Source organism: Myxosarcina sp. GI1 (genome assembly GCF_000756305.1).
GTDB lineage: Bacteria > Cyanobacteriota > Cyanobacteriia > Cyanobacteriales > Xenococcaceae > Myxosarcina.
In genome coordinates this window covers 72,689-97,058 of the sequence record NZ_JRFE01000023.1, presented here as the reverse complement: position 1 = coordinate 97,058, position 24,370 = coordinate 72,689, and the positions used below count along the sequence as shown (strand labels likewise).

Annotated in this window: 21 protein-coding genes; 11 read left to right on the top strand and 10 right to left on the bottom strand. The window is 41.4% G+C overall.

The features are described 5' to 3' along the window. Positions 1–173: 173 nt before the first annotated feature. A complete protein-coding gene (locus KV40_RS35010) occupies positions 174–359 on the bottom strand; it encodes a hypothetical protein (RefSeq protein ID WP_156114065.1) in 186 nt (61 codons plus the stop codon). Between the two features lie 715 nt (positions 360–1,074). Between KV40_RS35010 and KV40_RS17220 the strand changes: the two genes are divergently transcribed. Both KV40_RS17220 and KV40_RS17215 read left to right on the top strand, forming a co-directional pair. Next, complete coding sequence (locus KV40_RS17220) at positions 1,075–1,719, top strand: hypothetical protein (RefSeq protein WP_036484088.1); 645 nt, start codon at positions 1,075–1,077, stop codon at positions 1,717–1,719. Positions 1,720–1,772: 53 nt separating this feature from the next. Beyond that, positions 1,773–2,075 carry a hypothetical protein gene (locus KV40_RS17215; protein ID WP_036484086.1) on the top strand — a complete coding sequence of 101 codons (303 nt, stop codon included), beginning with the start codon at positions 1,773–1,775 and terminating at the stop codon, positions 2,073–2,075. 129 nt (positions 2,076–2,204) lie between these two features. On the opposite strand, the gene KV40_RS17210 is transcribed toward KV40_RS17215, so the two are convergent. The 3 genes from KV40_RS17210 to KV40_RS17200 form a co-directional block, all read right to left on the bottom strand. Further along, positions 2,205–3,920 carry a mechanosensitive ion channel family protein gene (locus tag KV40_RS17210; protein ID WP_036484082.1) on the bottom strand — a complete coding sequence of 572 codons (1,716 nt, stop codon included), beginning with the start codon at positions 3,918–3,920 and terminating at the stop codon, positions 2,205–2,207. Between the two features lie 71 nt (positions 3,921–3,991). Further along, positions 3,992–6,469 (bottom strand): alpha/beta fold hydrolase, encoded by a 2,478-nt coding sequence (locus tag KV40_RS17205; protein WP_052055718.1) that lies wholly within the window; start codon positions 6,467–6,469, stop codon positions 3,992–3,994. A gap of 99 nt (positions 6,470–6,568) precedes the next feature. After that, positions 6,569–7,780, bottom strand: a complete 1,212-nt coding sequence (locus KV40_RS17200; protein ID WP_036484079.1) for a hypothetical protein — start codon at positions 7,778–7,780, stop codon at positions 6,569–6,571. A gap of 494 nt (positions 7,781–8,274) precedes the next feature. Here KV40_RS17200 and KV40_RS17195 point away from each other — a divergent pair, with 494 nt between their 5' ends. Then, the gene (locus KV40_RS17195; protein WP_036484219.1) at positions 8,275–9,678 is read left to right on the top strand and encodes an amidohydrolase family protein; all 1,404 of its coding nucleotides are present in this window, start codon (positions 8,275–8,277) and stop codon (positions 9,676–9,678) included. Between the two features lie 46 nt (positions 9,679–9,724). Here the strand turns inward: KV40_RS17195 and KV40_RS17190 are convergent, their stop codons facing one another. Beyond that, entirely contained in the window at positions 9,725–10,366 is a 642-nt protein-coding gene (locus KV40_RS17190) for a hypothetical protein (RefSeq protein WP_156114064.1), read from the bottom strand. 133 nt (positions 10,367–10,499) lie between these two features. On the opposite strand from KV40_RS17190, the gene KV40_RS17185 reads away from it, so the two are divergent. The 7 genes from KV40_RS17185 to KV40_RS17155 all read left to right on the top strand — a co-directional run bounded on the left by KV40_RS17185 (position 10,500) and on the right by KV40_RS17155 (position 19,776). After that, positions 10,500–11,138, top strand: coding sequence for a hypothetical protein (locus tag KV40_RS17185; protein ID WP_036484074.1), 639 nt, complete (start codon positions 10,500–10,502; stop codon positions 11,136–11,138). A gap of 593 nt (positions 11,139–11,731) precedes the next feature. Beyond that, entirely contained in the window at positions 11,732–13,750 is a 2,019-nt protein-coding gene (locus KV40_RS33465) for a response regulator (protein ID WP_036484072.1), read from the top strand. Next, on the top strand, positions 13,747–16,950 hold the full coding sequence (locus KV40_RS17175; protein ID WP_036484069.1) for a PAS domain S-box protein: 3,204 nt from the start codon (positions 13,747–13,749) through the stop codon (positions 16,948–16,950). Before KV40_RS33465 ends, KV40_RS17175 begins: the two co-directional genes overlap by 4 nt. Further along, complete coding sequence (locus tag KV40_RS17170; RefSeq protein ID WP_036484067.1) at positions 16,943–17,320, top strand: response regulator; 378 nt, start codon at positions 16,943–16,945, stop codon at positions 17,318–17,320. The genes KV40_RS17175 and KV40_RS17170 overlap by 8 nt, the downstream gene beginning before the upstream one ends. Before the next feature lie 178 nt (positions 17,321–17,498). Then, complete coding sequence (locus KV40_RS17165) at positions 17,499–17,873, top strand: response regulator (RefSeq protein ID WP_036484064.1); 375 nt, start codon at positions 17,499–17,501, stop codon at positions 17,871–17,873. A gap of 370 nt (positions 17,874–18,243) precedes the next feature. Then, the gene (gene aqpZ / locus KV40_RS17160; protein ID WP_036484062.1) at positions 18,244–19,026 is read left to right on the top strand and encodes an aquaporin Z; all 783 of its coding nucleotides are present in this window, start codon (positions 18,244–18,246) and stop codon (positions 19,024–19,026) included. 105 nt (positions 19,027–19,131) lie between these two features. Further along, positions 19,132–19,776 carry a MarC family protein gene (locus KV40_RS17155; RefSeq protein WP_036484059.1) on the top strand — a complete coding sequence of 215 codons (645 nt, stop codon included), beginning with the start codon at positions 19,132–19,134 and terminating at the stop codon, positions 19,774–19,776. Positions 19,777–19,857: 81 nt separating this feature from the next. Here the strand turns inward: KV40_RS17155 and KV40_RS17150 are convergent, their stop codons facing one another. Next, positions 19,858–20,271, bottom strand: a complete 414-nt coding sequence (locus KV40_RS17150; protein WP_172657303.1) for a Spy/CpxP family protein refolding chaperone — start codon at positions 20,269–20,271, stop codon at positions 19,858–19,860. Between the two features lie 325 nt (positions 20,272–20,596). Between KV40_RS17150 and KV40_RS17145 the strand changes: the two genes are divergently transcribed. Beyond that, entirely contained in the window at positions 20,597–21,169 is a 573-nt protein-coding gene (locus tag KV40_RS17145; RefSeq protein ID WP_036484053.1) for a hypothetical protein, read from the top strand. 96 nt (positions 21,170–21,265) lie between these two features. Here the strand turns inward: KV40_RS17145 and KV40_RS17140 are convergent, their stop codons facing one another. The 4 genes from KV40_RS17140 to KV40_RS17125 all read right to left on the bottom strand — a co-directional run bounded on the left by KV40_RS17140 (position 21,266) and on the right by KV40_RS17125 (position 24,276). Next, complete coding sequence (locus tag KV40_RS17140) at positions 21,266–21,679, bottom strand: YidH family protein (protein ID WP_036484051.1); 414 nt, start codon at positions 21,677–21,679, stop codon at positions 21,266–21,268. A 64-nt stretch (positions 21,680–21,743) separates the two neighbouring features. Further along, entirely contained in the window at positions 21,744–22,157 is a 414-nt protein-coding gene (locus KV40_RS17135; protein WP_036484050.1) for a YidH family protein, read from the bottom strand. A gap of 104 nt (positions 22,158–22,261) precedes the next feature. Next, positions 22,262–23,653, bottom strand: a complete 1,392-nt coding sequence (locus tag KV40_RS17130) for a DUF202 domain-containing protein (RefSeq protein WP_036484047.1) — start codon at positions 23,651–23,653, stop codon at positions 22,262–22,264. Positions 23,654–23,733: 80 nt separating this feature from the next. Beyond that, complete coding sequence (locus tag KV40_RS17125) at positions 23,734–24,276, bottom strand: YqhA family protein (protein ID WP_052055717.1); 543 nt, start codon at positions 24,274–24,276, stop codon at positions 23,734–23,736. Between the last annotated feature and the right edge of the window lie 94 nt (positions 24,277–24,370).

Below are 24,370 nucleotides of genomic sequence, written 5' to 3'. Positions count from 1 at the left end.
AAGAAGTTTTAACAATGTTAAAATTTTGTCTTTTACGTTTAATGTGAATCAAAAATAGCTTGCACTCTATGTTTGGACTTCTATTACAATCACTTGATGCCTATTTATCTGTTTGAGCCACAGTATATCTAATTCGATTTTTAGCACTGAATAGCTTAGAGCTTAAATAAGTTTTAAAAGTAGAGTAAATTATCTGAGAGAGCGATCGCTATAATTCGTATTCCCTTATACTGCCCTATTTGAATATAAAAACCGCGATCGCAGCAATTCGCTCGTTCGTCACTTAATTTGGTTAAGAGAAGAATTATTGCCAAGTTTCGGTTGAAAAGTAAAGTATCAACCTCCAAAAATAACTGCATCGGAGATCTCGTAGCGTTCCCTACCGATACGAATTGCGTTTAGATCGGCTTGCTTCTCGACGCTAAATTCATTAGGATCTACTTCTGGCACCTCGTACCTTGTTGCCTTTCCATTCTCAAAGAAGATAGCGCGGGTATGACCATTTGGCTTAGTTACCGTAACAACGCCAGTTCCGTTTCCTTCACGTCTAACACCAAAAGGGCAAGAGCCTTTTTCAAACTTGTAACTCGATGATGGTTGGCAAATATAGATTCAGTTTACTTTACATACCTCTACCCTTAAATGTAGGCGTAACGGCTAATGTATTTGGTAATATAGATGCGATCGATTTAGGCAATATTTAAATTTTCGCTTAAAGTTTAGTTAACTCAGTCAAACTAACAGGCGCACAAAAGTCTCAAATAAGAAATGATGACCACCGTGATACTGAAAGAAAAAATTTAGACTATGGAACAGAATATTAGAAACAGATTCTTTAATTAGGGCTGTCTTTTATCATAGATAATAAAAAAATGTTTGCACGATTGTAAAGGCTAAAAATGTAGAGTGTCAAGAAAACAATTGACTATAAACCAGCAAAAGTACGATTCATTTGAGCCTTTAAAAAATTTAGACAGCATATATTTGGTTATAACTTTCTTATCTTTTAGAGATATGCTCTTATCTATCTAAAAAAATGTCTCAAAGATTAAATTTTTGAGAGGAGTGCAATTAATGAACGGGAAATGGCAACAAAATATAATAGGTATCGGTCTGCTCTTCATCGTCAGTAGCATTACCAGTTCTACATTGGCCGCTCCAATAGAGCGACTAAACAAACCAACATTTTCGTCGCGATCGATAAAGTCTAATACTAATAGCGATTTTAAGCAAGCTCAAGCAGAAACAGAACAACCTATTGAAGAAGCTACAGGTCAACTAACAGCAGAGAATATCCGTCAAGTATTAACCCAGATCCAAGATGCTGGAGAGCAAGAGAATGTCGATGAAATTTTAGAACACGTCGCTCCCTTTGCTCATTCTGAAGTTAGCTTGAATATGGGAAATACCTTGCTAACAACTACAGTGGTCGGTATAGAAGAACATCGCAATTTATTAACTCAATCGTACAATCGCTTTAAAAACCGCAAGACGCTAGAACAGAAAGTAGATATTTCAGTTTCGACTGACGGCGAATTTGGCATTGCAACCGTTTATCGTCTCCGAGAAGTTACCAACCAAGAGGGAACGAGACTCTTATCTGGAAGTATCAATACCTTAAGATTCGGGATGGTGAATGAAAAACCAACTATTGTTTCTGCTACCCTTGAAGGATGGCTATCCGAGCGTCCCTCTACCGAAGAATCAGAACAACCATAAGTCGATTTATATTTATATAGATAAACTACTTACATTAAAATTCGAGGTGTTCCATGAATAAAGCAACTTTAATCGGATTGACTACATTGACAGTCGGTATTGTTAGTCTTCCCTCGCCAGCTAGAGCCGATTTTGGTGATGTCATGCTTGGTGTGGGAGTGGGAGCCGCAACTGGCTTAGTTATCAACAAAAATAATCAACGGGCGACAGAAGACAGATACAAATCAGTCCCGCCAGAGCAAGAATATTACCGAGGCGTTCAAGATGGAGTCAACGGCGAAAGGTACGACAATCCTCGCAACTCCTCAGACTACGATAAAGGTTATGATGATGGACTTAAAAAAAGAGGGCAATAACCGTTCTTTTTTCATCATTATTTACTGCCGATCGTTTTAAATCTTAGGTTTTACTATACTTGCAATAAAATGCTTTGAGTAATTAAAAATTTCCATTCGACCGAGCAGTATACATTAGGTTGCTTGCGCTTATGGGAAATTTGAGGAATTAAGATTATCTGATGCTCTGCTCGAAGGATCTATTGGCGACATTTGAGAATCGATTTGAAAACCAGGTGTTGTGTAGTCTGGTGGTAAATAATTTTCGGGAATAGTGGTTCGGTTGCCATCGCGAAGAGTAGTGTAATGAGGTGACATAATTTCGATGCCTGCTTCGTTACATTTATCTTGAATATTTTGATGCAATTCTGAATAGATAAACTGCATTCTTTCTGGATGATTGGTAAATGCCTTAAGTCTGTAGCTGACGTAATAATCGTCGAGAGAAGTTTGCAGGACAAAGGGTTTTGGGTTGTCTAAGATATCAGTTGTGGCAAGGGCAGCAGCTATCAATACATTGTGGAGTTCTCGCCAGGGAACATCGTAGCCGATCGTTATTGTAGTTTGTAAAGTCAGAGAAGTATGCGTCTCTCTAATTAAAGCACTGTAGTTAACGATACTGCTACTTAGCAAAATGCTGTTGGGAATTGTCACTAACTCTCGATTTACGGTACGAATCCTGGTCACCAGCAGGGTTCTATCTTCTATGTCCCCTAATTTGTCAGCTACTTCGACGCGATCGCCTACTATAAAGGCACGAGTATAAATCAGCGTTATGCCAGCAAAAATATTGCTAATGGCATTGGTAGCTCCAAAAGAAACTAAAGCTCCTAAAAAAATCGAAACTCCTTGAAAAGCTGGAGATTCGGCGTTTGGCAAGTAGAAATACGAACTGGCAAATGCCAGAGCAACAATCGCAAAAGTCAGCAACTGGTGAGTTGGCTGCGCCCATTCTGGATAAAACCCTGGCAGAGTAAAGACTCCTCTAGACAATGCAGAAAAGAAAAAACGCGAAAAACGAATCGCACAATAGGCAATGACGACAATCAGCAAAATGGTCATCAAATTTGGCAAGTAATCGATAAAACCTTTGCTAAACCGCTCTAACTGACTCCCAAACCACCCCCACATCCTCGTGCCAAGCTTGCGGGTAAGAGGAAACAAACTAAGTACTAGAGCGAGATACCAAAAAATAGCTAGCAACGCCAATACTCTAAGAATCAGTTTGGTGAGTATTTTTAAAAATCCTGATAATTGAGAGGAAGAAACTAATTCTAGACTCTGAATGCGAATATTGGGTATGCGGCGATTCCGTTGCTCGTCTAGCCACTGATATATTTGCGGAGCTATGTTATTTAACAAAGTTAATAACAGCAACAGTCCGATGGTACTAACTATAGCTATAATCGAAGCTCTGATTCGAGATTGGATGCTGCGTTGTTCGCGGTAGCGTTCGACAGCCTGTCGTAGCTTTTGAAGAGATTCTTTAGCTAGAGCCTGGCGAGTTTTGCCAACTGCTTTAGCATCTTCATCAGTGATGCCAAACAGCAATTCATTTTCTGCTCCTACGAGAGTAGCTCCTTCAGTATCCAAAGTGTTAAGTGCCTCTACTGAAACTGTAGATTTAGCAAACTGCTCGATTCTTCGCTTGATGTCCGAAGCTCGCTCATCAATAGAAGGCGCAAGCCCTTTTGTTTTTACAACAAGCAAAGGTCGATCGTCTAACTCGACCGTTACGCTAGATATACTGTTTTCTGTTGCAGGAGAAGATCTTGAGTCGGGTTGAGTGAGTCCGTTTGGAGTAACTACCAGAATTAGAGCCAAACAAAATCCTAGAATAATTGTTCTCCAGCGTTTTTCCAACATATCGCTCACCCAAAAAGTTTTATAGATATCGCTGTGTATTAAAAGTTGCGATCGCCAGATTTACTATAATATTATCTCTGCTGGTTCACACAATAATCGAGATCGGATAACAATTTGTCAGAAAAGCCAGTAGTCCACTTTTCTCTCAGTTCTAGTTGTCGATCGCTCAAAAAACTATTGACCGTACTTTGCCACTGGCGATCGCTCTGGGGCAGAATCAGTCCGTAAAAGTCGCAAGTCAAAGGTTTCTCTGGAACTAGCTGGAACTGTTTTGGTTCCAGGTTTTGTCGTGCCACTTCTCCTGCTAGCAAAACTCCATCGCTAGCAAAAGTATCGATCTCGCCTGTGGCGATCGCTTTCACTCCCTCAGCCCGACCTTTTTCCCCTGAAAAAGATACGATGTTGGCTTGGGGATAATTTTGTCTGATAAATTGTTCTGTAAGTGTATTTTCCAACACCCCAATGCTTAAATCATTCAGTTCGTCTTCTGGAGTAATCTCGATGTTTTTGTCAGTTTCGACTAAGAAATTAGTTCCAGTGATAAAAAAAGCATTAGAAAAGTTTACTTCTGCATCTTCAGTAATTGTATTGGGTCCGCACTCCAAATGAACCGTATCTTTAACCAACTCCGAGCGATTTTCTGCTGTAGACGGTAGCTTAATTACTTCTACTCCTGCGCCTAAGTTGAGCTTGTTAGCAAGATAAGTACCCAAAGCATCGGCTAGATCGGAACAATAACCCGTCCAAAGATCTTGTTGGGGATCTATATAGCCAAAAGGCGGAGCATTGCTTCTCATCGCTATTTTCAAAACTCCCGTTCTTCTAATTTCTGCCAATATTTCATCGGCTTGGGGTTCGACTGCTACAACGGGTTCTGGTATGGGTGGTTTGGGTGGAACATCACCATAGGCTTTTTCTAACTGTTGGGGAGTAAGAGACTTAATAAGATGTAAAGGTAAAGCATCGCCGCTAATTGTTTGGGTATAAGAGGTAGACAAATATGGCTGGTAATCCGAGCGATCGCGCACATACACTTCCATAAATGCCAGACTCAAAGCTTTAAGGTAACCTCTGCCCAAGTCGGGTCGCGGACCTTGCATTATTTTAGCCATCTTAGCTACTTCCTCTGCATTGCTGGTCGATGAATGGGTTCCATTAGTCATCAATCCCAAATACCTGTGAGTAGCATTCAACCATAAAAAAGGATGTGCTTGTTCGGCAATAAAGGGAGCTACTATATCTTGACTTCCCCCCAAAACCATCGTTGGGATTTCGATTTCTCCCATCCCTTCTGGTCCTAACATAATGCTGGTGACTGGACTAACAGCTAACGCTGCTTTAATACGCGGATCTCGGAGGCGATATTCTCCAGGCGGCAAATATCTGGCGCGGCACTGAAGCATCAGGGAGGCGTTTAGGGTGAACTGGTAGCGATCGCATTCTTGACGCAATCGCGCTCGGTTTAATTCCGCTCCAGCCAACAGTAGAGCCGTAGCTCCACCAAAGGAATGACCGATAACCCCAATTTGGTCGAACTTAATTTTTCCCTGCCATTCAAGATTCTTAGCTGCTGTGCTTTCTAAAGCATCGAGCAAGTAAGTTACGTCGAGAGGTCGGCTAATAAATTCAATCGGACTAACATCGACGCTTAATTCACCTCTTAAGAAAGCCTGTTGATACTCGCTGTCGCTGCCAATATGTTCGGGAACGACAACGACAAAACCGTGAGAGGCAAGATGTTCGGCTAGATAGGAATAGTTGAAGCGATTGGAACCAAAGCCGTGAGTAATCACGATTAGTGGTGCTGGTTTGCCAAAGTCTTGAGGAAAATAAAGATCGGCATCCAGGCGATAAAAACTAGATAGACCAGTTAGGGTTTGACGAACGCGATCGATTTGGAAAGTTCTAGTTTCTTTGACAACTTGATATGCACCTCGTTGTCGCAAATCTTGAGACTGAGATAGTTGCGTTTTATTTAACTCTGCTTCTGCTTCTTGTGCGATCGCCTCTACCGTAGTTTTGTTATATTCCAGGTAATTTGCCGATTCTTTAATCAAAGAGAAAACTAAATTGCTATCGATCCGCATATCTTGAGTAGGAAACTGACGCATGATATTTAGCAGGCTCAACCCGTCAGGGTCAGCAGCAGCTAAAATTAAAGCCGACCGCAGCGCATACATCCCATTGCGCTTGCGATGGGTAGAGACGATTTGACCTACCCGCTTGAGGTAGTCTTCACCCATGGGCATGTTGGTTAGGCGCGAGACGGTCACTGGCGAAATATCGAGACGGTGGCGCAATACCTGACGCAGTTGGTTTAGAGCGTGCGGCTGGAGGCGTTTGGCATAGAACTCAAAGTCTGAAGTGATTTCCCCTGTTTTGGCAAAAGTTTCTAGAGAGTCTACAGAAACGTAAAAATCGCCCAAAACAGGAATCGAAAAAATAACTCGCTCCGCACTGAAAACAGGCTTGGCTTTTAAAATTGTTAGCAGTATTACACCGATACAAATCCCTGCATTTAGCTTGATTAATCTGGCGATTTTCCTCATTGTTGGTAATACAGAGTCTTAGATAAAGTCAATCGAACTTACAACATTTTTTTTATACATTACCGCCCCATCTGGTTGCTTTAGTTGAATCAACAAAACCTAAAAGCGAAACCTAAAGGCAAAAAAGGGTCCGTGCTGGATCGCATCTAGTCCAAACTGTTCTCTACCGCTACCAGACTCATAATCAAAGCCAGAGACAGTATAACCGCCAATAAAAGAAGTATCTCCCGCAAAAATCCAGTCAATACCTGCTGAAGTTCGCCAACTAAGCGACCAGTCACCGATTCCAAAACCTGAAACTTCACCAGCTGTAAAAAGAGCCAGTTTTTCATTGAATGCATATCCAAAGCGGGTTCTGAGTAAAGGCTCTACCCAGGTATTATCACTACCCAGACGGTTTTCGCGATCGATACCGAGACTTTCAAGCAAAGGATCGTTACCGCTTATATCGAGATCGATGGTTTGATTGAGATACTGGATTCGCATCCCTCCTGTTAAATCCAAAAAGGTATCTCCTTTTTGGCGACGTATCTGTAGCGAAGGAGCATTATCATCTAAATCGAAGCGATAAGTAAACCCCAAGTCAAAGTAGGCTTGTTGATTTTCTGCTTTAGCCTCTATGCTAATTCCTAGATCCGACAATCCGCTACCGCTGGCAGTTTCAAAACTATCAGAACTAAGATTAGTATAGTAACCATTAAAATAAAATCCTAAGCGATCGCGATAAAAAGCCTCAAACTGTCCAAAAAGAGCAAAATCTAAAGCTCCAATGATATCGCCCAACCCAACATCAAGATCGGCACTTACTTCGGCAATGCTTGAATCCCCCGAAAGTTCTAAGGGAACCACAAAATAGGGCGTGAAGCTGAAAGACCAGTTTCGAGTTTTTGGCTCTGTAGCTTCCTGAGTTACTAACTTTGATTCGGATTCAGTTTCAAGTTTAAAATTTTCTTTAATATTACCGTTTGTATAAATGTTGAGTTCATTAAATTTCCACGCTTGGGGAATTTTGGTGGCAGGGAGCGGACTAAGAGAGAAAAGTTCGTTTTCTAACGCTAGTAATGTCACCGCTTCGATAGTCGAAGACTCAATAGCAGGCAACCGAGAACAACAATTTTCGGACAATATAGATATTGCATAATTTTGTTCGGTGGCAGCGAGAAACTGAGGAATTGCCGCTGCCGTTTTCAGGTTAGCAACTTCAACAAAGCTTATTTTTGTAAATGTTTCACTGGCAGTTGCTTCTGCCACATTTACAAACAAAACTATGTCGATCGCCAGCCCGCCAACAAGCCAAAACTTAGATACCATCTCTTTTTTTCTCACATAGCTTTAGAATTTTACTTAAAAAGAAGATCGTCAATTTTTCCAACAGGCAACTGTTAGAAATACCGCTCGTCAGTGGCTACTAGTCTCAAGACATTATTTACGGTGTTACCTGCTTGAAACGGCTTTAGCGGTTGTTATATGAAATCTGAAAAAGAACGCTACACATAACCTTGAATTAGTAAACAGGAGTTAGGAAATAAGAATCTTTTTAGAACCTTTCCGTAGCGAACATTCAAGTATTTCATATCAAGTCTTGCTTTATAGCATTGAGGTCGCTAAATTTCCGTTTTGGTCAATTCACTCGGCAGACTTCATCAACTTTGGCTAACCGATTATGCCTTAGTAGTTAGAAAAACTCGATCTCGTCTTAAAACTAGCTTTGATGGTTTAATATACCATTAATTCCTTCGATCTTATCTCTTACCCGTAAATGTAAGCATAAGATAATTTCATGATACTGGTAAATGTCTATGCAGATGCGATCGCGCCACTTAATTATCTTAGGAGCATTGCTAATCTTGCTAATCGGGTTTATATCAAGAATTAGCTTTGCTCAAAATCCACCTCCTAGCACTAGTCAAGGTCGACAGTCTACCAATGTCTTGTTTGAGAATGTGCGAATATTTGATGGCATCTCCGAGCGACTGTCTGCTCCGTCTACAGTGTTAGTGGTCGGCAACCAAATAGAGAAGATTTCTACCAGACCTTTTTCCATACCAGAAGAAAACAGTTTAACTCGGATTGATGGTGAAGGTCGAGTGCTAATGCCAGGGCTAATCGATGCCCATACCCACTTATTTTTGGAGAGTGGTTCGGTTGAAGAACTGATAATGCTGGGCAAAACGTCCCCCGAAAAGCTGTTTCAGCAGGTAGGAAAAAATGCCACAGCTATGCTGATGCGTGGCTTTACCAGTGCGCGGGATATGGCGGGACCAGTGTTTGAGCTACAAAAGGCGATCGATCGCGGTGATGTAGTGGGACCGCGTATCTGGCCTTCAGGTGCCATGATTTCTCAAACTGGCGGTCATGGAGACTTTCGCTCTCTAACAGAACTGCCCAGAACAGCAACCTCCGAACTTAGTTTGGGCGAAAAATATGGAATTGGGGCGATCGCTGATGGGGTTCCCGAAGTGCTGCGCCGCGTTCGCGAGCAGTTAATGATGGGAGCCAGCCAAATTAAGCTAGCGGCTGGAGGCGGTGTTGCTTCAGACTATGACCCAATCGATGTCAGTCAATATACTGAAGCAGAGTTTGAAGCAGCGGTAGAAGCGGCTGAGAATTGGAACACCTACGTCGCCGTCCATGCCTATACTCCCAGGGCGATTCAGACGGCGATTCGGGCAGGGGTAAAATGTATCGAGCATGGTCAACTAATGGATGAAGAAACCGCCCAAATTATGGCAGAAAATGACGTTTGGCTTAGTATTCAGCCTTTTTTAGATGATGCGGATGCCAATCCCTATCCAGAGGGATCTGAGAACCGAGCTAACCAGCTAAAGGTGGCAGCAGGAACGGACACTGCCTACAACTTGGCTAAGAAGTACAACTTAAAAACAGCCTGGGGTACCGATACTTTATACAGTACTGAAGGAGCCGCCCGCCAAGGCGCAAAGCTAGCAAAGCTGATACGCTGGTATACTTCTGCTGAGGTACTTAAAATGGCAACCAGTACCAATGCCGAACTGCTTGCCTTGTCTGGTCCTCGCAATCCCTATCCTGGTAAGTTAGGCGTTGTCGAAGAAGGTGCGCTAGCCGATCTATTGCTGGTAGACGGCAACCCACTGGAAAACATCGAGTTAATTGAAGAGCCGAGCAATAATTTTGTTGTAATTATGAAAGATGGGATAATTTACAAAAATATTCTCAGCCAATTGAATTAGTTAAAGCAAACTCACTCGTTCTTGCTGCAAATTACAGCACAGTAACTTACTCGATCGCTTCAAAGGAATTAAAAAAAGCAGTTGCCGCTTCTGAAAGCTCGCCTTGCTGTGGCTGGCTCGCGCCTAGAACATAGATTGTTTCATCAATTAAATAAACTCTAAAGGTAATAGTTTCTTCAGAATCTCGAAGTCTCAGTTGCCTGCCAGGATATTCTTTGTAGGTTATAGGCTGCTCGTCGATAAGATCGAAAGCCGTGTTGCTGACTAGTCGCTCCCGCAACCCCGCTAAAATAGCCCTGGGGTTTTCCAACTGAGTAGAAGATAGTTCTTCTGAGTAGGCAACAACAAATCTCGAAGCTTGGGGATTAGTAGCTAAAACTCTAAACTCGATATTTCCTACCTCTGTTTGTAAGGTTTTGGTTTCTTGAACAATAGTGCCGCGAGGTGCCCAAATACTAAAGCCTCCCTCTCGCGAAACCAGATGTTGCCAGGTTTGTTCTTGTTCTTCTCCTTCAATACTCAAACCTGGTTCGGGTGCTTGTTGTTGAAATCGCTCGATTTCTCGGTCAAATTGCTCTTTTCCTTCCTCGAAAAAATCGGGGCGATCGAATAATAACGCCAGCGATGGAGTGGCAAAACTAACCATGATGCCAGTAGCGATTGTACTTATTAATAGTTTTTTCATCATGAAAAACAAATTTTTTTAATGACAGCTTTTAATAAAAATTTCTAAAGTTTTTTGAAAATATATCAAAATCGAGGTTGAATTTAAGAGTTGAAGCTCAAATTTTTACTGACAAAACCAGAAAATTCCCAATGAAATGCGAAACACGAACGGGTATGAACGCCATCATTTTAAACCAATCAGAACTAACCTTTATAGGCTTGCTGGAGCAGTAACGGGAGGTATCTTAGCTTATATCATCGGCAGTAACTTACAGTTGTTGCTTTCTGCTATTCTCTGTTCCATGGCGATCGCTTTTTCGGCTTATGCCAGTACGCGTCTACACAAACCATTTTTTTGGTGGCTGAGTGTGGCAGCGATCGCAGGAAGCGTTGTCGGTACAGGTTCTGTACTAGCAGATTATTTAAAGGTTCAGACAAATGTTACTCATACAATAGAAACCCGAGTTACTATGGTTGGCTTTCTCGCCATAGCTGGTATTGTCTCGGGATTTTTTTTGGGTTCTAGCTCGAACAAAGCAAGATCTGGTATTCCTCATCCCAAAGAATTTATTAAAAGCGTTAGTGGACTGACAGCAGGAGTATTTGCCGCAATTGTTACGATTAGTTTTATCTTTCAAGGCTTGGAAGAGGCAAGGACACTATCAAGCAGACTTAGTGCCACAACCACAATTTTGGCTACTTCTCTTGCTATTCCTGGTTGGGGGGGATATCTAACAGGGCACTTTATATATTTATTACGCAACAAAACGTCTCGTCATCGACGTATTAAGTAGACTTTTGCACAAAATATTTTAAGAAAACTCTGAGTAGTTTAAAAGACAAGAGTTTTTGAGAATTCTATGTAATTGCTGAAACAATGAAAAATCGTATTTATGTAAGAAGTCTAATAACTTTCTGTATCAATTTTATCATTCGGTCGAGATTGTTGATTTTTATTTTCTATGTTTACTACTCATATAATTTTTCTAACATTTAATATTGTATTAATGAAAATGTTGTAGTATTAGTGAACAAAGAAAATTAATTTAGTTTTAAATAAAAATTATGTTTGTTTTAACTTCTCTACTCCCAAGCTAAATTAAGAAAAAACAAAGATTACTATAGCCATAACTCTATCTTAAAACAAAAATATTAGAGTCAATGAATAAAAACTTACTAACAAAAAATTTTAATTGGCTTAAAATTCGACTGCCGATGTATTAAATTAAAATCTGAGTAACAATATTTGTATATTCAGAAAACTTTAGTTTTATATCTAACTTTTATTCTCTGTTTTCTATTACCTCGAAAAGACAACCAAAAGCTAGAAGTTGCAAGATAGCTGCGATTCAGGATTTTTTTTAGACGCTTGTCAAGATAGTTTTCCATGAAAATCTTATTAGTTGAAGACGATCTATCTACTGCCAGAGTTCTCTCAGCAACCTTAAGCGGTGAAAGGTATACCGTAGACCTTGCCAGAGATGGTCAAACAAGTCTGGAACTAGCTAATCGGTGGCAGTACGACATAATTTTGCTAGACATAATGATTCCTAAACTCGATGGAATTATGGTCTGCCAATGTCTGCGTTCTCAAGGCTACCAAATGCCAATTTTACTGCTTACTGCCAAGAATTCTACTCATGATATTGTAAGAGGTTTGGATGCTGGGGCTGATGATTATCTAACCAAACCTTTTGTTTTTTTGCAATTATTAGCGAGAATTAGAGCTTTGTTAAGAAGAGGCAAAAATCCCAGGCTTTCCTCGCTGTTGTCCTGGGGTAAATTGACTTTAAATCCAGTATCGTTGCAAGCTAGCTACCAGGGTCAAGAAATCGAGCTAAAACCAAGAGAATATAAATTGCTAGAGTTGTTTTTAAAACATCCTCGCCAAGTTTTTAGTCGTAATGCCATAATCGATCGCCTGTGGACGAGCGATAATTATCCGACAGAAGGAGCGGTAACCAATCTGATCAAAGATTTACGTAAACGACTGAAAAAAGTAGGTATAGTCGAGGAAGTAATTGAGACAGTGTTTGGCATAGGATATCGATTAAAACCCGTCCCCAATCACCAGTCAAAAAGCAAACAATCGGGAATTAAAGCGATTGCTGAAGCTAAAGCCTCGTTTGACTCTGGTTTAGAACGAAGAATCAGGGTTTTAGAAGAGGTAGAGCGGGGATTGTCAACCAATACCCTAACCGAACCCCAAAGAGAGCGAGCCAAAGAAGAGGCACACAAGTTAGTAGGAGGATTGGGGACATTCGGCTACCCTGAAGCTGTAGCTTTTGTTCGCCAGATAGAGCAACTCTTGAGTGAGAAAGGAAAGAACGAACTGACAATAGTTCGAGATTTCTCACGAGAACTCGCATCTCTCAAGCAGTTTTTGTCAGGCGATCGTCCCAAACTTACTGCTACCACAGCCAGAGTATTGCCATATGCTATAGAGTCGCCAGCCTCCCAGCAGTATGCTCTGCAAAACTCAAGTCAGCGGCTCGAACCATCGCGGACGAAAGTACTCTTTTACGGAGACTTAAATACTTCCGATGCTTTGCAACGAGTATTAGAGACAAAAAAAATCGAATTAGTTTGCGTAACTAAACCTGAAGAATTGTGGAAGGCTCTATTTTCCCAATTACCTCTGCTACTCCTACTAGATTTAGACGTACCTACATTCGATGGGATTGAAATCTGTCAAGCGGTTAGTTCCCATGCTCTCTATTGCAGTCTACCAATTTTTGTCCTCACTGCTCGAACTGAACCAGATTATTTGCGACAGGCATTTGAGGCAGGAGCAATTGACTTTGTTAGCAAACCAATTCTCGGTCCCGAACTAGTCAGTAGAGTAGTCAATCGCATAGAGCAATTGTCTCAAAAGCAATTAAGTTTTAATAAATCTATAGAAACCGATACCGACGCGTTAACCAAACTTCCAAACCGCCAATCTTTCCAATACTCCCTTCAACAAGGGTGGGAACAGTCAAAGCGAGAACAAAAAACCATCGCCGTTATCTTAAGTGAGATTGATTGCTTTCAAGCATACAACTCCGACTGTGGTTACGCCGCAGGCAATACCTGTTTGCAGCAACTGGCAATTATTTTACAACAGTGTATTCCTGCTTCGGGCTTAGTAGCCCGTTATGGCGGAGCCGAATTTGCCATTTGCTTGCCCTCAACATATTTAGATACAGCAGTAAGATTAACCGAGACAATTCAGCAGCAGATCTTTGAGTTAAATATTCCTCACCAAAGCTCTACCTTGAGCGATCGCTTGACTATGAGTTTGGGAATTGTTGGTACCGTTCCCGCAGCCAATAATAGCGTTAGCACTTTTATGAATACCGCTAACCAGGCACTACAAGCGGCAAAATGGCGAGGCGGAAACACCTATTGCTTGTATTCTCTATGAAGATTCAGCGGCAATTTTTGACTAAAATTTCCCTGGGAATACTACTGACAATTCCTTTTCTGCTCCAGTTGGTGGGAGCAGTGGGGCTTGTTGCCTATCTATCTAATCGCAGTGGCGAAAGAGCGGTTAATGACCTGGCTAACCAATTAATGAATCAGGTATCGGTGCGGATTGTCGAGCGTCTCGAACTATATTTAGCAACTCCTCAGCAGATAGTAGAACTAAATCGAGTCGCGATAGCCAAGGAAAAAATAGACGTAGCAGATTTTGCCAAACTAGAACAGTATTTTTACCAGCAAATACAAATTTTCCCCTCACTGACTACTCTTAGCTTTGGCAATGTTGACGGAGAAGTTCTAGGAGTCGGTCGCGATCGCCATGGTGTTGTTACTACTCCCAATACTATTACGCTCTGGGATAAGCGAGGAGCCGCACCTGGAGTACGCCGCTTTTACCAAATTGATGAAAAACGAAATCGCCTAAAAACAATACACGTTACGCCCAATTTTGATTCTCGCCGACTTTTATGGTACAAAACTGCTTTAAAAGTTGGCAAACCAACCTGGACTCCAGTTTTTCCCGCTCTAAACTTACCTATTACTATAATTTCTGCGGTAACTCCCGTCTATATAAACGGAGAATTGCAAGGAGTTCTTAATTCGGATTTACTGCTAGAAGATATTAGTTTATTTCTCGATTCTCTAGATTTTTCTCCATCTGGTCAAACGTTTATCGTCGAGCCAACAGGAGAATTAATCGCCAGCTCTACTCAAGAACGACTTTTCCACAGGCAGGGAAAAGAACTAATCCGAATGCAGAGTACAGATAGCCAGAACTTGTTAACTCGCGCCGTAGCTCAAGAAGCGATCGCTAAATGGCAAGACTTAAACCGAATTCGAGCCAGCCAGAGTTTTAGCTTTCTCTTAGACAAGCAGCGTCAGTTCGTGCAAATTACGCCATATCAGAATAGTTATGGACTTGACTGGCTAATAGTAACGGCGATTCCCGAAACAGATTTTTTAGCAGATATCCAGGCAAACAATCAACGGACGTTACTACTTTGCGGGCTAACCTTGCTATCGGCGACAGTTACGGGGATTTGGACATCACGGGCGATCGCTACCCCCATTCACCGCTTACAGCAGGCAGCAACGGCTATTACCGAAGGACAATTAAAGCGACAAATTCAAGTAGGTGGAGTAGGGGAAGTAGCGCAACTGGGTATCGCTTTCGAGCGGATGGCACAGCAACTAGACGATACCTTTGGTTCTCTGCAAGCCAGCGAAAAAAAGTTTGAAACTTTTTTGCAAAGTATCCCTTTGGGAATTACCGTCTTCGATCGCGATAGCAAGGCAGTGTTGCTAAATCGAGCAGCAAAAGAAATTTTAGGACGCAACGAAATACTAAATCCCTTATTATCAGCAAAATTTTCGCGAGATTTGCCTATTTACGTCGCTGGAACTAACCGTAGTTATCCTGTAAATAAATTACCTGCAATCAGGGCATTAAAAGGAGAATCAACTGTATTAGACGATCTCGAAATAGAAGTTGAGGGCAAGCGAATCCCGCTAGAAGTTCGTACTATTCCCATTTTTGATGAAGCTGGCGACGTGGTTTATGCTATTAATGTTTTCCAGGATATTAGCGAACGTCGCCATACAGAAGAACTACGTGCTGGTTACGAACAAGAGTTGAAGTGCCAGGTTACCCGTCAAACCGAAGCCATTCGACAAGGCGAAGCATTAAACCGCGCCATTATCGAAGCACTGCCCGATTCGATAATTCGGATGCATCGTGATGGAACGTATCTTAATGTCAAGCTATCAAATGCCATTTTAAAAACGATATTGCCAGCAACTGTAGGAAAGAACGACCGCAGTATTCTCTTTCCACAATTGGCAAGAAAGCTCCTCAAAGCTACTAAAGAGGCACTACAAAGCAGCAAAGCTCAAATTGATGAGTTTCCCTTGCTAGACGATGGACGAGTAATTTGGCAAGAGGCAAGAGTAGTACCTCTAGACAAAGACGATGTACTAATCGTGCTTCGAGATCTTACAGAACGCAAAACAGCAGAACTAGAACTTCTAGAAAGCGAGGAACGGTTTCGCAGTGCCTTTGAAAACACGCCAATTGGCACTGCTATTGTTTCCTGTAGTGGTAAGTTTCTCAAAGTCAACAGTTCTTTGTGTAATATTGTTGGTTACACAAAATCAGAACTGCTCACTGCTACCCTACACGACATAACTGCCCTTGAAGATCGACAGCGAGTCTCAGAAATCAGGCAACAAATGTTAGCCGACAACGAGCGAGTTACTCAAAGAGAAATCTGCTGTGTAGATAAATTTGGCAATACTATTAGCTGTTTGCTCAGCTTATCTTTAGTAAAAGACTCTAAAGTTCGACCGCTTTATTTTATCGCTCAAATTCAAGATCTTAGCGATCGCGACAAAATTGACCGACTCAAAGATGAATTTATTTCGATTGTCAGCCACGAACTTCGTACTCCCCTAACCGCAATTAATGGTTCTTTGGGTCTACTCAATACGGGATTTTACAATGATAAATCAGATACGGCAAAAGAACTATTGCAAATTGCCCACAACAATAGCGAACGTATGGTTTGCTTAGTCAACGATATTTTAGACCTGGAGCGGTTGGAGTCAGGGAAATTTAAGTTGGTTAAAGAAAAATGCGATCTTTCTACTTTGCTTCACCAGGCAACTGAGTCGGTTAAAATACTTGCCGATCGAGATGGCATCGAGCTTATTGTCAATTCCTGTTCCTACGAGATCTTAGCCGCACCCAACGCGATCGTACAAACTTTGACTAATCTCTTAACCAATGCGATTAAGTTCTCTCCTCCTGGTTCGACTATCTGGCTTACAGCAGAGCTAATTACTAACAGTTTCTCATCCCTATTCCTCAAATTAGAATCAAAAGACTTTGAAGAGGAATCAAAGGCAATCCTGTTTCAAGTTAAAGATCGAGGACAGGGTATTCCCCAAAATAAATTATTGTCCATATTCGATCGCTTTCAACAAGTAAACATTTCCGACTCTCGCGACAAGAAAGGTACGGGCTTGGGGTTGGCTATTTGTAAGAGCATTGTCGAACAACACGGGGGACGAATTTGGGTCGAAAGTGAATTGGGTATAGGCAGTACGTTTTTCTTTACCTTACCATTGTCGAACTATGAATAAACGGGTGCTGATTGTCGATGACGAACCAGAAATACTATTTGTTTTGCAAAGAGTTTTTGAAGATTTCGCAGGTTGGAAAGCAGTGACGGCGAGTTCTGGTAAGGAAGGGTTAGCTAAAGCTAGAACCGAAAAACTCGACAGCATTATTCTCGATGTATCGATGCCTGAAATGGATGGATTTCAATTTGTCGAACGTCTCCAGTTAGACCCCCAAACCGAAGCTATTCCAGTCGTTTTGCTAACTGCAAAGGTCACGCCAGGCGATCGCGCCAAATTTGCCCAGATGAAAATTGCTGGGTCAATTGCTAAACCCTTCGATCCGACTACCGTTTGGACTCAAGTTGCAGCACTTTTAGGTTGGACATCATAGATTTACTTATAAGTTTCTTATTTTTTTTTACTAAAACTAAATACTAAAGTAGGCTGAATTAGAAAATTTGGGACTTCTGTTTCGGGTTTCGCTAATTTATCAGGTCGTAACTGTCTTTAGTTCTAAATAAGATTGAGATTTATTTTATAACACTTCTAAAAAATTATGTAATATAGCCATGGCGACTAAATCTATTTTACTGTTTGACTTTGAGGTCGGAGTTCGAGAGGTTTTGAGTCACTGTTTGAAGGATTTTGGCGGCTGGAAGGTTATTTTAGCTACTTCTATTCCAGAGGGATTAGCGAGGGTAAACAGCGAGCCACCCGATGCTATCCTGGTAGATGTTCGGCTTTCGAGAGAAGCTCATAGTTTGCAATTGCTTCAAGAACTAAAACGGTTTTCGGGGAAATATATTCCCATCGTTTTGATTACAGCCAGAGCTAGTTGGTTTACCCAACAACAACTAGAAGAAATTGGGGCGATCGGAGCGATCGCCAAACCGTTTAATCCCGTCTCTCTGCCCACTCAAATTGCCAAGCTACTAAATTGGTGAAAAAAATAGAGTAAGACAGCTTAAAAAGAATTTCGCTCTTATGAATAGCCCAATTCAAAAATAATATTCTAAAACTTACGCACTTAAAACATGAAACCCTGATTTTGCGTTGGGTGAAATCGCTCAAACCCTTTTTGTTTTGTAACACTGCGTAAGTCTTATATTTTTACGCTCGGTCGAAAACGATTTAGTAAAATCTTTTTTATAACTTTCATATAAATTTGTATCTCGCTCTTATTTTTTTGTTCTAAGCTGCACGATAACTGATGCAGTTTTTTGTTTAGGATGAGTGCGGTTACGATTGCAATCATAAACAGAATTTCGTTCGTTCTCATCCTCTAGTTAGCAACAAAGTAAATAGAGGTAAACCATGTCAATTTTTAAAAAATGCTTTGCAGAATTTATTGGCACTTTTTGGCTCGTTCTTGGTGGCTGTGGTAGTGCTGTTTTGGCAGCCGTATTCACCTCCGAAGATACTGTAATCGGACAGGATACTTTTTTCCCTCTTGGAATTAGTTTTGTCGGAGTTGCTCTCGCCTTTGGCTTGACAGTGTTGACTATGGCATATGCTGTCGGACATATTTCTGGCGGACACTTTAATCCTGCCGTTTCCTTTGGGCTTTGGGCGGGTAAGAGGTTTTCTGGTGGAGAGTTACTGCCTTACATTATCGCTCAGGTGTTAGGGGCGATTGTGGCTGGACTAATTATTCTGATTATTGCCAGTGGCAATCCCGAATTTAGTCTTTCTGGTTCCAATCCTCTGGCAACTAATGGTTATGGAGAACATTCTCCTGGTGGTTATCCGCTGTTGTCTTGCCTGATAACTGAAGTAGTTTTAACCTTTATGTTTTTAATTATTATTTTAGGAGTTACCGATGTTCGTGCCCCCGTAGGATTTGCACCCGCGGCAATTGGGCTGGCTTTGACTTTAATTCATTTAATTAGCATTCCCGTCACCAACACCTCAGTCAATCCCGCTCGTAGTACGGGAGTTGCCTTGTTTGCTGGAGTAGAATTAGTCGGTCAACTATGGTTATTCTGGGTAGCCCCTATTTTAGGAGCAATACTTGCTGGATGGGTTTATCGCACTGTTTTTGCCGAGCCGCGTGTAGTAAGAGAAACTACTCCTGCCGTTGGGGAACAAATATCTTAAAACTCACAGAATTATGCTCGGACGGGTACGGTCTTTGTGCTTGAGATCTTTTAATAGCTGTTTAGATATTGTGAGCTGTAATTTGCTTTTTTGCCACCTCAATCCATGTTAGAGCTATCAGAAATATTTACGCTTTTTTTTATTACCTTGGGACCGCTAAAAACTATTGGTGCTTTCGTGCAGCAGACTAGGGGAGCCGCTCCTGGTTTTTGCCGAACGGTGGCTTTAAGAGCTACGGCGATCGCCACAATAATTACAGTGGTTATTGCTATTGTTGGCATCAATATTTTGGGTAAGTGGGGTGTTTCTACTCCTGCTGTAGGAATTGCTGGTGGAATTATACTATTTAACTTGGCACTATCGGCAGTCAATCAATCATTCCCACCCAAACCTAAAAGTACTGATAGTAAGTCAATATCTCCACCATCTTTAGATATTGCCATTTTTCCCCTGGCTATTCCCACTATTGTTACCGCTCCAGGCATTGCAGCGATCGTGGCAATTGTCGCTCTAGCTCAAGATGAAGGTCAGCCAGGTTTAGCAGCAATTATAGGTCTACTTCTGGTAATTATGGTTTTAAATCTAATCTTTATGCTATTGGCGCGACAGATTTTTAAAGTTTTACCACCTCCAGTTCTGCAAATTATTGGCTGGGTTTTTGCGGTACTACAGTCGGCACTTGCCGTACAGTTTATTATTAATTCTTTAAGAGCTATAGGAGCTTTGCCGAAGATTACAAGCAATGTTTGATTGTCAAAAAAGAGCGAAGACTTAACAGTTAGATTATTAAACAAGTCAAATTTTTCTAAAGTCAGTAGGCGATCGCTTTAATTAATTTGACTGACTATAGAGTTCTTGCAGGCGTTGGTTTATCTGCCCCCGTTGGTCGACTGTCAACTCACCGCGAATCGCCAATAACTCTTCAAACAGCAAATCTCCAAGTTGTTGTCTGACGTGAATGACATCCTGCCGAGCGATGCGGATTTCGTCTGCTGAAGCTGTAGGAACGGTAGTATCTCTCAAATTCTGTAATTCCCGTTGAAGCTTATTAAATGTTTTACGGACTTCTGGTCGATAATTATCTAGGATTTCTTGAATATTTTCTCGTTGTTCGTCGTCAAGGTCGAGGCTATCGATAAACTCTTCTGGCGATGGTGGCTCTGGTTGCGATTGCGCTAGAAGCTGAGCAGCGATGCTATATTTGGTTTGCGATCTGACTGTATTGGGATTAAATGTAAATACCATGCTCAATGCAACCATAGACAATAACGCTAATTTTTTCATGTAAACTCCTCACAAAATAGTTTCTACTGCATTTAAATTATTCAGCATTCGGCAAAATTTGAATAGTCTAAAATATTTCCATTTTTATGTGTGAGTGTGATTTACTTTGGCGCGATCGCCTGCCTAGTTAACATTTATCTTGATAAACGACAATGAATTACATATTGTATTGCTTATAAAAACTTTAATTGCAATTTTAACAGAACTTAATAGCCCTGCCGCTCGCAACCAGCAGTATCATAAATTTGCTGCTTAAATTTAGTCATTGCTAATTAGATTCAATACTATGAAAAAAATATTATCGTTCTTGCTACTGTTGCCAATTTTTACCGCTGTCGAGTATTTCACAATTCGCCCTGCTAGAGCAGAATGGGAGTACACCCAATGGGGTATGAGTGCTGAAGAAGTTTTGCAAGCTTCAGAGGGGGCAGCAGTTCCTGTGAAAAATCCCAAAATGACAGATGACGGACAACAAACTTTACTACAAAGTGATTGGAATTCGGGTAAGTATCAATTTGAAGTTTTGTTTAATTTTATTGGCAGTGAACCACAGCTATCGGAAATAGTTTTTGTATCCCAAGGCAATACTGTAGGTCTAGTTGATGAACTCAAACAAAGGTTTGGTCGTCCTTCTCGTGCGGTAGGTCAACTTCAACAAACTAGAAAACCTCCTAAATTTAGTTTGGTCGATAGTGAAACCTTCGCCCGACCTGCTAACCCACCTGTCAGCGAACCTCAACCAATATCCGTACTGGTAGAATGGGAAACACCCTCTAATTTTATCCAACTGATTCGCCAAAGCCCAACTGACGTAATAATTAGGCTTACTCCCTTAGAAGACGGTAAGGCAAATCTGTGAAAAGGGGGATAAGCGATAATGAAGTCATATTTAAAGTGAAGCGTGAAATACGAAAAACTTAAAGAAACTGTTCGACGGGTATTGTCAACTTAACAGCTATCGCCAGGGAAGAACGAATAAAGCAGCAACGAAGGCAATCAAACCATACAGAATAATAGAACTGACAACAACGCCGAGATTAGAAAGACGAGGCAATTCTGCTAAATAATCTTCTCTCTCTAAATAGCGTATCTCTTGCTTATAGGCAATAATTATGGGAACCAACAATAAGATGCCGATCGCGATCGCCGCTAGTCCAATGATGTGAACTAGATTCAGGTCAAATGCTCGATCTTGTTCGGGAAACGCCTGATGTAGCGCAGTCAAAATACTATCGAACCCCGCACCAAAGCCAATAATTCCAATACAGTTTTGAATCCAGCTTGCCATAGTGCGTTCGGCAGCTTCACGGTTGCGTTCTTTGGCTAATTGAGTAGTAACATTAGTAGGTCTAGGTGGTATTGAACTCATAGGATTGGTTATCGATTAGTGGTTTTGGCAGTAGACACATGACAGAGAATAAAAGTTAAATTATTTAAGTTATTGCTTTCCATAAAATGCCAACAAAAGCGATCGCTCCTATACAAATTAAACCTATGGCTACAGTCAAACCTAGAGAACGACGAGATTTATAGAAGTAATCTGCGTTACGCTGAATTTTTAGCAGTTCTTGACGATGTTCGATGGCGGCAGTAACCAGAGCATATATTCCCAGTCCAATAAATGCCAATCCTAACAGTCGAGTCAAGCGCACTCTGTCGAGATTTTGGACGGCTTGAAAACTAAAAATTGCACTAACTACACTATCAATACCAAAGCCAAAACCAATTAGAGAAAGACTGGTACGAATCCACGCCATAAGAGTGCGTTCTGCTGCCGCTCGATTACGCTCTTTGGCAAGTTCGGCTTGAATATTAGGCGGCTTGGATGGTAAAGGTGGTTGGCTCATGATAATTTCCCATTAAATTATTAGTCGTTAATTGTTGGTTATTAGTTGTTAAACCAAGAATAAAAAACTAATGACAAATGCCAAAGAACGAATGACTGACAACATCAAGAAGATATACTTGCTGTACCCACTGTCATTGCCGTCCGTACCTTACGTTTCATCCAGGCGGAGTAAGGAACACCAACTATAATTCCCACAATTAGTACGCCGACTATGACAGGAATAACGTTTGCTTGTCCGTTAAGTGCGGCAAGAGCGATCGCCAGCCCAGCGTTGCGAGCGATAGTGGCGACGGCAATTCCCGACTGAATATTTGGAGCCAAGCCAATACTCGCAACTTGTCCAATGACCAAACCGAGTAGCGTAATCAGAGCGGTTGCAATTAGTATTGTCGTCCCCAATGCTGGAACGATTTCCCAACTAATGATGAAAATAATCAGTACCTGAATGATAAATAACGTATTGGCTACCGTGCTTATTAGTTCCACGATTTCTGTTGCTACGTCTTTCCAGATAGTTGCAATAGCAATGCCGATGCCCAACGGTAAAAACTGAACGAGTCCTACTTGCTTGGCAACCTGCATGGCATTAACCGTTAGTTCAGAACCAGAATAGAAGACAGCGAAGAACTTTAAAATTAGCGGAGTGACTAGAATAGCAAGCAGTGCCAGAGTTATTTGCAGACTGAGAGTAAAGTCCAGACGTGCTCCCGCAGTTCCCGCCCTCTTAGTAAGCAGCGCAGGACCTGGTGCGGCAATCATAAAAATCAGAGCTAAGACAAAGGTTTCGGGAAGTTTGGTGACTGACAGAATAGCTGCCAATACTATGGGAGGAATAATAACAATAGCCAGAAGCGATCGCGCTACAAGAGTGGGCTGTTGCCAGAACGCCAATAAGTCCGATACCGACAATGCCGCACCCAAAGAGAGCATAATAGCAAACACTGAGAAAGAGACTAAGGTTGTCACGATTTGACTATTAAGGGTGATAATCTCCTTGAAGCTCACGTCCTTAGTAATTATGGGAACATAACTGGCTAGCCCGATAAACACCAAAACGATGGCAATGGTTATGGCAAAGGAACGAGTGGAGGCATAATTATATTTATAGCGAGGACTTTCCAGGTTTTTAAGCACGCGCCAGTAGTTAAGAGTGCCTCCTGCTAGAGCGACTACCCCCAGAACAATTAAACCCAGTCCCAAAACCCGTTCTTCTGTAAGCTGATTCACCGAAGTTCCAGTTTGTGACTGCTTGAGATAGGTAAAAAAGCGATCGATACCAAAGCCAAAACTAATCATTGATAGGGAGGTACGAATCCAAGCCATCAAAGTGCGTTCGGCTGCCAGACGATTGCGGTCTTTTGCCAAATCCGTACGAATTTCTGCTAAATCTGTGCGATCGCTGGCAAGCTCGGTGCGAGTTATAGCAAGTTCGTTATTGCTCGCTCCAGCAAAGGAAGATTCTTCTGGTTTGGGAGATTGAAAGGAATCAGACATAAGATAGACGAGTAAAAAAAATGTATTAGCTCTTTTAGGACTGAAAAAGAAGTTCCTAATAAGATATATTCAATCTTTAGCTATGATTCACTTTCGGACATAAATCTGGTACTTAGCGCGATCGCCACAATTGACAGGGGAATTATGATAATTTTCCACTGAATCTCGCTAGGAGTGACAGCTTCTAAGATGCGTTTGACAAATACTACACTCAATAGCACCAGGAGTACTTCTAATAAACTTTTTTTGAGTGCGGCAATATTTTTAATTCTCAACCACTTAGGAATCTCTAAATCTTCTTCTTTAAAGTTAATAAACAGAGCATAAATACCATAGGAGAAGGAGAGAAATGCTAAACCAATAAGAAAATCATCCAGTGCTTCTAAAAGACGCAGAGTAGCTTCTTCCGTCGCACCTATGGGCATGGTATTTGCGCCTCCCTCAAAAGCGATCGCAAAAGCAGCAATGGTTTCTTTAATTCCCAACAGCAGCATAAGTAATGAAGCAGCTAAAGAAGCGAACACCGGAATCGCACTAATCCATCGGGATACAGAAAGCGTTTTTAACAACAATGATATTTCTGCTTTAGATGTTGGTTCGTCGTCTTTAGTTTTTACATTCATAATTTATTTGTTTTCTAATAAGCAACTTAACTTTTTACGATATTTTTGGAGGACAGAAGGAATCAGGAAACAAAGGAGTAACCATAAATCTTCA

What these genes read in the sequence shown, in the direction of transcription:
- KV40_RS35010 (WP_156114065.1), bottom strand. Translation starts at nt 359, where the DNA reads ATGCAGTTATTTTTGGAGGTTGATACTTTACTTTTCAACCGAAACTTG.
- KV40_RS17220 (WP_036484088.1), top strand. Translation starts at nt 1,075, where the DNA reads ATGAACGGGAAATGGCAACAAAATATAATAGGTATCGGTCTGCTCTTC.
- KV40_RS17215 (WP_036484086.1), top strand. Translation starts at nt 1,773, where the DNA reads ATGAATAAAGCAACTTTAATCGGATTGACTACATTGACAGTCGGTATT.
- KV40_RS17210 (WP_036484082.1), bottom strand. Translation starts at nt 3,920, where the DNA reads ATGTTGGAAAAACGCTGGAGAACAATTATTCTAGGATTTTGTTTGGCT.
- KV40_RS17205 (WP_052055718.1), bottom strand. Translation starts at nt 6,469, where the DNA reads ATGAGGAAAATCGCCAGATTAATCAAGCTAAATGCAGGGATTTGTATC.
- KV40_RS17200 (WP_036484079.1), bottom strand. Translation starts at nt 7,780, where the DNA reads ATGGTATCTAAGTTTTGGCTTGTTGGCGGGCTGGCGATCGACATAGTT.
- KV40_RS17195 (WP_036484219.1), top strand. Translation starts at nt 8,275, where the DNA reads ATGCGATCGCGCCACTTAATTATCTTAGGAGCATTGCTAATCTTGCTA.
- KV40_RS17190 (WP_156114064.1), bottom strand. Translation starts at nt 10,366, where the DNA reads ATGATGAAAAAACTATTAATAAGTACAATCGCTACTGGCATCATGGTT.
- KV40_RS17185 (WP_036484074.1), top strand. Translation starts at nt 10,500, where the DNA reads ATGCGAAACACGAACGGGTATGAACGCCATCATTTTAAACCAATCAGA.
- KV40_RS33465 (WP_036484072.1), top strand. Translation starts at nt 11,732, where the DNA reads ATGAAAATCTTATTAGTTGAAGACGATCTATCTACTGCCAGAGTTCTC.
- KV40_RS17175 (WP_036484069.1), top strand. Translation starts at nt 13,747, where the DNA reads ATGAAGATTCAGCGGCAATTTTTGACTAAAATTTCCCTGGGAATACTA.
- KV40_RS17170 (WP_036484067.1), top strand. Translation starts at nt 16,943, where the DNA reads ATGAATAAACGGGTGCTGATTGTCGATGACGAACCAGAAATACTATTT.
- KV40_RS17165 (WP_036484064.1), top strand. Translation starts at nt 17,499, where the DNA reads ATGGCGACTAAATCTATTTTACTGTTTGACTTTGAGGTCGGAGTTCGA.
- aqpZ (WP_036484062.1), top strand. Translation starts at nt 18,244, where the DNA reads ATGTCAATTTTTAAAAAATGCTTTGCAGAATTTATTGGCACTTTTTGG.
- KV40_RS17155 (WP_036484059.1), top strand. Translation starts at nt 19,132, where the DNA reads ATGTTAGAGCTATCAGAAATATTTACGCTTTTTTTTATTACCTTGGGA.
- KV40_RS17150 (WP_172657303.1), bottom strand. Translation starts at nt 20,271, where the DNA reads ATGGTATTTACATTTAATCCCAATACAGTCAGATCGCAAACCAAATAT.
- KV40_RS17145 (WP_036484053.1), top strand. Translation starts at nt 20,597, where the DNA reads ATGAAAAAAATATTATCGTTCTTGCTACTGTTGCCAATTTTTACCGCT.
- KV40_RS17140 (WP_036484051.1), bottom strand. Translation starts at nt 21,679, where the DNA reads ATGAGTTCAATACCACCTAGACCTACTAATGTTACTACTCAATTAGCC.
- KV40_RS17135 (WP_036484050.1), bottom strand. Translation starts at nt 22,157, where the DNA reads ATGAGCCAACCACCTTTACCATCCAAGCCGCCTAATATTCAAGCCGAA.
- KV40_RS17130 (WP_036484047.1), bottom strand. Translation starts at nt 23,653, where the DNA reads ATGTCTGATTCCTTTCAATCTCCCAAACCAGAAGAATCTTCCTTTGCT.
- KV40_RS17125 (WP_052055717.1), bottom strand. Translation starts at nt 24,276, where the DNA reads ATGAATGTAAAAACTAAAGACGACGAACCAACATCTAAAGCAGAAATA.